This window comes from Sphingopyxis sp. SCN 67-31, from assembly GCF_001725095.1.
The window spans coordinates 1-7,133 of record NZ_MEFH01000220.1 but is presented as its reverse complement, the minus strand read 5'-3'; the positions used below and the strand labels follow the sequence as shown (position 1 = coordinate 7,133).

General features: G+C 64.6%; 7 protein-coding genes. All 7 read left to right on the top strand.

Features of this window, described 5'->3' with window-relative positions:
• Nucleotides 1-2,628, top strand: a 2,628-nt coding sequence (locus tag ABS88_RS24545; RefSeq protein ID WP_286750878.1) for a 2-oxoglutarate dehydrogenase E1 component, incomplete at its 5' end; no start/stop codon positions are given.
• Nucleotides 2,629-2,659: 31 nt separating this feature from the next.
• Nucleotides 2,660-3,823 carry a 2-oxoglutarate dehydrogenase complex dihydrolipoyllysine-residue succinyltransferase gene (odhB, locus tag ABS88_RS24540; protein WP_286750877.1) on the top strand — a complete coding sequence of 388 codons (1,164 nt, stop codon included), beginning with the start codon at nucleotides 2,660-2,662 and terminating at the stop codon, nucleotides 3,821-3,823.
• A 100-nt stretch (nucleotides 3,824-3,923) separates the two neighbouring features.
• Complete coding sequence (locus ABS88_RS24535) at nucleotides 3,924-4,217, top strand: GIY-YIG nuclease family protein (RefSeq protein ID WP_286750876.1); 294 nt, start codon at nucleotides 3,924-3,926, stop codon at nucleotides 4,215-4,217.
• A gap of 44 nt (nucleotides 4,218-4,261) precedes the next feature.
• Entirely contained in the window at nucleotides 4,262-5,674 is a 1,413-nt protein-coding gene (lpdA, locus tag ABS88_RS24530; RefSeq protein ID WP_286750875.1) for a dihydrolipoyl dehydrogenase, read from the top strand.
• Nucleotides 5,675-5,813: 139 nt separating this feature from the next.
• Nucleotides 5,814-6,437, top strand: coding sequence for a trimeric intracellular cation channel family protein (locus ABS88_RS24525; RefSeq protein ID WP_003041119.1), 624 nt, complete (start codon nucleotides 5,814-5,816; stop codon nucleotides 6,435-6,437).
• A gap of 96 nt (nucleotides 6,438-6,533) precedes the next feature.
• Nucleotides 6,534-6,782 carry a hypothetical protein gene (locus ABS88_RS24520; RefSeq protein ID WP_202988223.1) on the top strand — a complete coding sequence of 83 codons (249 nt, stop codon included), beginning with the start codon at nucleotides 6,534-6,536 and terminating at the stop codon, nucleotides 6,780-6,782.
• Nucleotides 6,783-6,837: 55 nt separating this feature from the next.
• Nucleotides 6,838-7,133 (top strand): alpha/beta fold hydrolase (locus tag ABS88_RS24515; RefSeq protein WP_502686189.1); only part of this gene is annotated, 296 nt, incomplete at its 3' end.

The window sequence follows — 7,133 nt, the reverse complement described above, 5'->3', positions numbered from 1 at the left end:
GACGATTCGATCCGCGCGATGATGCTGATCCGCACCTATCGCGTGCGCGGGCACCTTGCGGCGACGCTCGATCCGCTGGGCCTGACCCACCGCGAATTGCCGGCCGATCTGACGCCCGAATATCACGGCTTCGTCGGGGCCGACCAGGACCGCCCGATTTTCCTCGGCGGCACGCTGGGGCTCGAGAAGGCGACGATTCGCGAGGTGGTGTCGATCCTGCAGGCCAATTACTGCGGGCACGTCGGCCTTGAATATATGCACATCGCCGATGTCGAGGAGCGCCGCTTCCTCCAGGAGCGGATGGAAGGCGCCGACAAGTCGATCGACTTCACCGCCAACGGCAAGAAGGCGATCCTCAACAAGGTGATCGAGGCCGAGGAATGGGAGAAATTCCTCGCGCGCAAATATGTCGGCACGAAGCGTTTCGGGCTCGACGGCGGCGAATCGATGATCCCTGCGCTCGAGGCGATCATCAAATATGGCGGCCAATATGGGGTGAAGGAAATCGTCTATGGCATGGCCCATCGCGGCCGCCTGAACGTCCTCGCCAATGTGCTGGCCAAGCCGTACAAGGTCATCTTCCACGAATTTCAGGGCGGCACCGCGAACCCCGAGGATGTCGGCGGTTCGGGCGACGTCAAATATCACCTCGGCACGTCGACCGACCGCGAGTTCGACGGCGTGTCGGTCCATATGTCGCTGGTCCCGAACCCGTCGCACCTCGAAGCAGTCGATCCCGTCGTGCTGGGCAAGGTGCGCGCGCAGCAGGTGATGCGCGATGATCTGGCCGAACATAGCCAGGTGCTGCCGGTGCTGATCCACGGCGACGCCGCCTTTGCGGGGCAGGGGATCGTGTGGGAATGCCTCGGCTTTTCGGGCATTCGCGGTTACAATACCGGCGGCTGCATCCACTTCATCGTCAACAACCAGATCGGCTTCACGACCAGCCCGCAGTTCGCGCGCTCGTCGCCCTATCCGTCCGACGTGGCAAAGGGCGTGATGGCGCCGATCCTGCACGTCAACGGCGACGATCCCGAAGCCGTGACCTTCGCGTGCAAGCTGGCGATCGACTTCCGCCAGCAGTTCAAGCGCGACATCGTCATCGACATGTGGTGCTATCGCCGCTTCGGCCACAATGAAGGCGACGAGCCGAGCTTTACCCAGCCGCTGATGTACGCGATCATCCGCAAGCATCCGCCAGTGTCGGACCTCTATGCCACGCGGCTGGAGGCAGAGGGCGTCGTTTCGGCTGGCGATGCCGAAGCGCACCGCGCGGAGTTCGTCGCGCGGCTCGAAGACGAATTCGAAGCGTCGAAGACCTACAAGTCGAACAAGGCCGACTGGTTCGCCGGTCGCTGGTCGGGCTTGCACGCGCCCGCCGATCCCGAAAATGCCCGGCGCAACATTTCGACGGGCGTATCGGAAAAGCTGTTCGACGCCATCGGCCGCACGATGACGACGATCCCCGACGATCTGGAGGTGCACAAGACGCTGCGCCGCGTGATCGACGCCCGCGCCGCGATGTTCGCGAACAAGGACGATGCCGAGGTATTCGACTGGGCGACCGCCGAAAGCCTCGCCTTCGGCACGCTCCTCAGCGAAGGCTATCAGGTGCGCCTCTCGGGTCAGGATTCGGGCCGCGGCACGTTCAGCCAGCGTCACGCCGTCTGGGTCGACCAGAAGGACGAGCATAAATATATCCCGCTGACCACCGTGCCGCATGGCCGGTTCGAGGTGCTCGACAGCCCTCTGTCCGAATATGGCGTGCTCGGCTTCGAATATGGCTATGCGATGGCCGATCCGAAGAGCCTCGTGCTGTGGGAGGCGCAGTTCGGCGACTTCGCCAACGGCGCGCAGATCATGATCGACCAGTTCATCGCGGCGGGCGAAGCCAAATGGCTGCGCGCCAACGGCCTCGTGCTGCTGCTGCCGCACGGCTATGAAGGGCAGGGGCCCGAGCATAGCTCGGCGCGTCTCGAACGCTTCCTTCAGCTTTGCGCCGGCGACAACATCCAGGTGTGCAATATTTCGACCCCGTCGAACTATTTCCACGTCCTGCGCCGCCAGATGCTGCGCCCCTTCCGCAAGCCGCTCATCATCATGACGCCCAAGTCGCTGCTCCGCCACAAGCTGGCCGTGTCGCAGCGCTCGGACTTCATCGGCGAAGCGCATTTCCGCCGCATCATGTCGGACCGCACCCCGCCGGAAGATGCGAAGGTCAAGCGTGTCGTCCTGTGTTCGGGCAAGGTCGGTTACGACCTGATGGAGGCGCGTGACGCTGCCGGGCTCGACGACACGACGGTGATCCGCATCGAACAGATTTATCCCTTCCCCGGCGAGGCGCTGGCCATCCGCCTGAAGAAGATGAAGAATCTGGAAGAGGTCGTTTGGGCGCAGGAAGAGCCGCGCAACAACGGCGCCTGGTTCTTCGTCGAGCCGCTGATCGAGGAATCGCTGATCGACGCCGGCCACAAGGGCATGCGCGCCCGTTACGCCGGCCGGGCCGCTGCGGCTTCGCCCGCCACCGGCCTGATGAGCCGCCACCAGACCGAACAGGCGGCACTCGTCGCCGACGCGCTGGGCCTCAATGTCCGCGCCGAAATCCGTCGCAACAAGAATAAAGCCTGAGCCAGAGCTTAAGCCCTAAGGAACTGCATCAATGAGCACCGAAGTCAAAGTCCCGACGCTGGGTGAAAGCGTGACCGAAGCGACGATCGGCGAGTGGCTGAAGCAGCCCGGCGAAGCCGTCGCGCTCGACGAGCCGATTGCCAGCCTCGAAACCGACAAGGTCGCGGTCGAAGTGCCGTCGCCCGTCGCCGGCGTGATGGGGCAACAGGTCGTCGCCGTCGGCGATACGCCTGCGCCCGCGGCGAAGGCCGAAGCGGCGGCGCCCGCTCCTGCGACGACCGGCGGCGAGGATGCCGTCGTCACCCTGTCGCCCGCGGTGCGCCGCCTCGTTCTCGAGCACGGCCTTGATCCGAGCAAGATCAAGGGCACCGGCAAGGACGGCCGCCTGACCAAGGAAGATGTGCTGGCGGCCGCCGAAGCCGCTCCCGATGCGGCGCCCGCGCCCGCGGCTGCCCCGGCACCTGCCGCCGCGCCCGCTGCAACGGGTGCGCCGGGCCGTCAGGAAGAGCGGGTCAAGATGACCCGCCTGCGGCAGACGATCGCCCGCCGCCTGAAATCGGCGCAGGATACGGCGGCGATGCTCACCACGTTCAACGACGTCGACATGACGGCGGTGATCGAGGCGCGCGGCCGCTACAAGGATCTGTTTGAAAAGAAGCATGGCGTGCGCCTGGGCTTCATGGGCTTCTTTACCAAGGCCGCCTGCCTTGCGCTCAAGGACATTCCCGCGGTCAACGGCCGCATCGACGGCGACGAGATCGTCTATAATAATTATATGGATATCTCGGTCGCGGTCAGCGGTCCGAGCGGGCTTGTCGTGCCGGTGATCCGCAACGCCGAAAGCCTGTCCTTCGCCGGCATCGAAAAGACGATCGGCGATTTCGGCAAGCGCGCCAAGGAAGGCACGCTGACGATGGACGACATGACCGGGGGCACCTTCACCATCTCGAACGGCGGCGTTTTCGGCTCGCTGATGTCGACCCCGATCATCAATCCGCCGCAATCGGCCGTGCTGGGCCTCCACCGCATCGAGGATCGTCCGGTCGCGATCAATGGTCAGGTCGTGATCCGTCCGATGATGTATCTGGCGCTGAGCTATGACCACCGCCTGATCGATGGCCGCGAGGCGGTGACCTTCCTGAAAACGATCAAGGAAGCGATCGAGGATCCGACGCGGCTTTTGATCGATTTATAAGTTTTTGTGCTCCTGCGAACGCAGGAGCCCAGGGTGGAATTGCAAAATCGGTGCAACCTAACCCCGGGTTCCGGCTTACGCAGAAACACGGGAGGCGTAGGTGGGCAAACCCGGATATATCTACCTGATGGCGAGTGGCCGGAATGGGACGACATATCTGGGCGTGACCAGCGATCTCCTGAAACGGGTTTGGCAACATCGCAACGAAGTGATCGACAGCTTCAGCAAGAAATATGGCTGCACCCGGCTGGTCTGGTACGAGGCATTTGACGATATTCAGCAAGCGCGTCAGCGCGAGCTGCAAATGAAGAAATGGAAGCGGGCGTGGAAAGTTGAACTGATCGAACGGGACAACCCGCAGTGGTTGGATCTGTTCGACAGGCTTTCGCTTTGACGCCCTGGGTTCCTGCGTCCGCAGGAACACAAGTGGAGTGAACCATGGCTGATTACGACTACGACGTCCTTGTCATCGGTGCCGGTCCCGGCGGTTATGTCGCGGCGATCCGCGCGGCGCAGCTCGGGCTCAAGACCGCGTGCGCCGAAGGGCGCGAAACGCTGGGCGGCACCTGCCTCAACGTCGGCTGCATCCCGTCGAAGGCGATGCTGCACGCGTCGGAATATTTCGAGGCGGCGGCGGGCGGCGCGATGGCGGCGATGGGCATCAAGGTGACGCCCGAACTCGACCTTGGCGCGATGCACGGCCAGCGCAAGGATGCGGTCAAGGGCCTGACCGGCGGCATCGAATTCCTGTTCAAGAAGAATAAGGTCGACTGGCTGAAGGGCTATGCGCAGTTCACCGGCAAGGACAGCGTCGAGGTTGCGGGCAAGGCCTATCGCGCCAAGAACATCATCATCGCCACCGGATCGTCGGTGACTCCGCTTCCGGGCGTCGAAGTCGACAACGACAAGGGCGTGATCGTCGATTCGACCGGTGCGCTCGAGCTTGCGAAGGTGCCTGGCCATATGGTCGTGATCGGCGGCGGCGTGATCGGGCTCGAACTCGGTAGCGTCTGGCGCCGGCTTGGCGCGAAAGTCACCGTGGTCGAGTTTCTCGACCAGATCCTGCCCGGGATGGACGGCGACGTTCGCAAGGAAGCGAACAAGATCTTCAAGAAGCAGGGCATGGACTTCAAGCTGAAGACCAAGGTCACCGGGGCCGAAGTGAAGGGCAAGAAGGCCGTGCTGACGCTCGAGCCCGCCGCGGGAGGCGACGCCGAAACGCTCGAAGCCGATGTCGTCCTCGTTTCGATCGGCCGCCGTCCGAACACCGACGGCCTCGCGCTCGACAAGGCGGGGCTGACCACGAACCAGCGCGGTCAGATCGAGACCGATCATGATTTCCGCACCGCCGTCGACGGCATCTGGGCGATCGGCGACGTCGTTCCCGGCCCGATGCTCGCGCACAAGGCCGAGGATGAAGGCATCGCCTGCGCTGAAAATATCGCGGGGCTGACCGGCATCGTGAACCACGACGTCATCCCGTCGGTGGTCTACACCTGGCCCGAAATCGCCGGCGTCGGCCTGACCGAAGAGCAGGCTGTCGAGAAGGCTGGTGGGGAAAAGGGCGACGTCAAGGTCGGCAAATTCCCGATGCTCGCGAACAGCCGTGCGAAGACCAACCACGAACCCGACGGCTTTGTGAAGGTGATCGCCGATGCCAAGAGCGACCGCGTCCTGGGCGTCTGGATCATCGCAGTGCCGGCGGGCACGATGATCGCGCAGGCGGCGCAGGCGATGGAATTCGGCGCGACATCCGAAGACATCGCCTACACCTGTCACGCGCACCCGACGCACAGCGAGGCAATCAAGGAAGCCGCGATGGCGGTGACCGGAAAGCCGATCCACATCTGAGTTACCCGTCCACTGGGGTAGGGCATGGGGCGGCGGCGACGTCGCCCCATTTCCGTTGCGCCGCGCCGCCGATGATCGCATGACGAAGCGGTTGCCGGCACCGGTGCCGGCCTGCGGGACGAAGAAGCATCGCCGATCCATGGACACCCAGACGCTCGTTCGCCTTCTCGATCTGACCGGCATCGCGGTCTTCGCGCTGTCGGGCGCGTTGATGGCAGTGCGCCTGCGCCAGACGCTGGTGACGGCGAGCTTCTTTGCGCTCGTCACCGGGGTCGGCGGGGGTAGCGTGCGCGACCTGCTGATCGGCGCGCCGGTCTTCTGGGTTCAGGACGGCGCGATCGGCGCGGTGTGCATCGCGATTGCGCTGGTCGTGTGGGTGACTCCCGAACGCTGGTGGCAGGGGCAGCTTCTGGAATGGGCCGATGCGGTCGGGCTCGCCGCTTATGCGGTGTTCGGGACGGCCAAGGCCCTCGCCTGGGGCGTGGCGCCGGTTCCCGCGCTGATGATGGGCGTCATCACCGGCTGCGTCGGCGGGACGATCCGCGATATATTGGCCGGGGTGCCGTCGATCATCATGCGGCCCGAAATCTATGTCACCGCGGCGGCGCTCGCCTCCGGGCTGTTTCTGGTCCTGACCTGGCTCGGCGTCGCAACCTCGGTCGCCGCTGTCGCGGGGGCCGCGTCGGGTTTCGTCCTGCGCGGCGCAGCAATTCGCTGGTCTTTGGCGCTTCCGACGTATAGGGGGCGCCCCGAATCGCGGTAAATAGCGGCAGTGGGAGCCGCAACGCTCGCTTAACGCTGATCCTGTAAAGGATCCGGTGACGCGCGGAGAGGCGCGTCGTGGGGACCAGTTTCGACCTTGAAGACATTGCTGATTCATTTCGGCGCCGGGGTGGCGGCGTCCGACTGCGTGGATGCGTGTCACGACACGGCGCACACCGGGCGATGGATCATCGGCCTGTCGCTGGTGATCTTTGCGCTGCCGTTCTGCGCGCATGCGGCGCGACGCGTCCTTCTGTCGCGCGCACGCGCCGGCCGGCGCATCCGGCGTGGCGCGGTTCCGACGAAGCCGGCCCGGTTTCGCTTTCGCAGACGGGCGCCCTCTTGACCGCGCCGCGCGCAGCGGCACAGTGGCGGTTTGACCATCGGGGAGCGGCGACGGCATGACGACAGAGCAGGCAGCGGTAAACGGGATCAGCATCACTTTCGAAGACAAGGGGCCGCGCGATGCGCCGGCGATCCTGCTGGTGATGGGGCTGGGCGGGCAGTTGACGCTGTGGCCCGACGAATTTGTCGATGCGCTGAATGCGCGCGGCTTTCGGACCATCCGGTACGACAACCGCGACGTCGGCCTGTCGACGCGCTTCGACGCGGCCGGTGTCCCCAATCTCAAATGGATGTTCGTGAAGTCGCTGCTGCGCCTGCCGGTGCGGAGCGCTTACACGCTCGCCGACATGGC

Excerpts from the sequence above, each read along its gene's own strand:
- odhB (WP_286750877.1), top strand. The coding sequence starts at position 2,660 with ATGAGCACCGAAGTCAAAGTCCCGACGCTGGGTGAAAGCGTGACCGAA.
- lpdA (WP_286750875.1), top strand. The coding sequence starts at position 4,262 with ATGGCTGATTACGACTACGACGTCCTTGTCATCGGTGCCGGTCCCGGC.
- ABS88_RS24525 (WP_003041119.1), top strand. The coding sequence starts at position 5,814 with ATGGACACCCAGACGCTCGTTCGCCTTCTCGATCTGACCGGCATCGCG.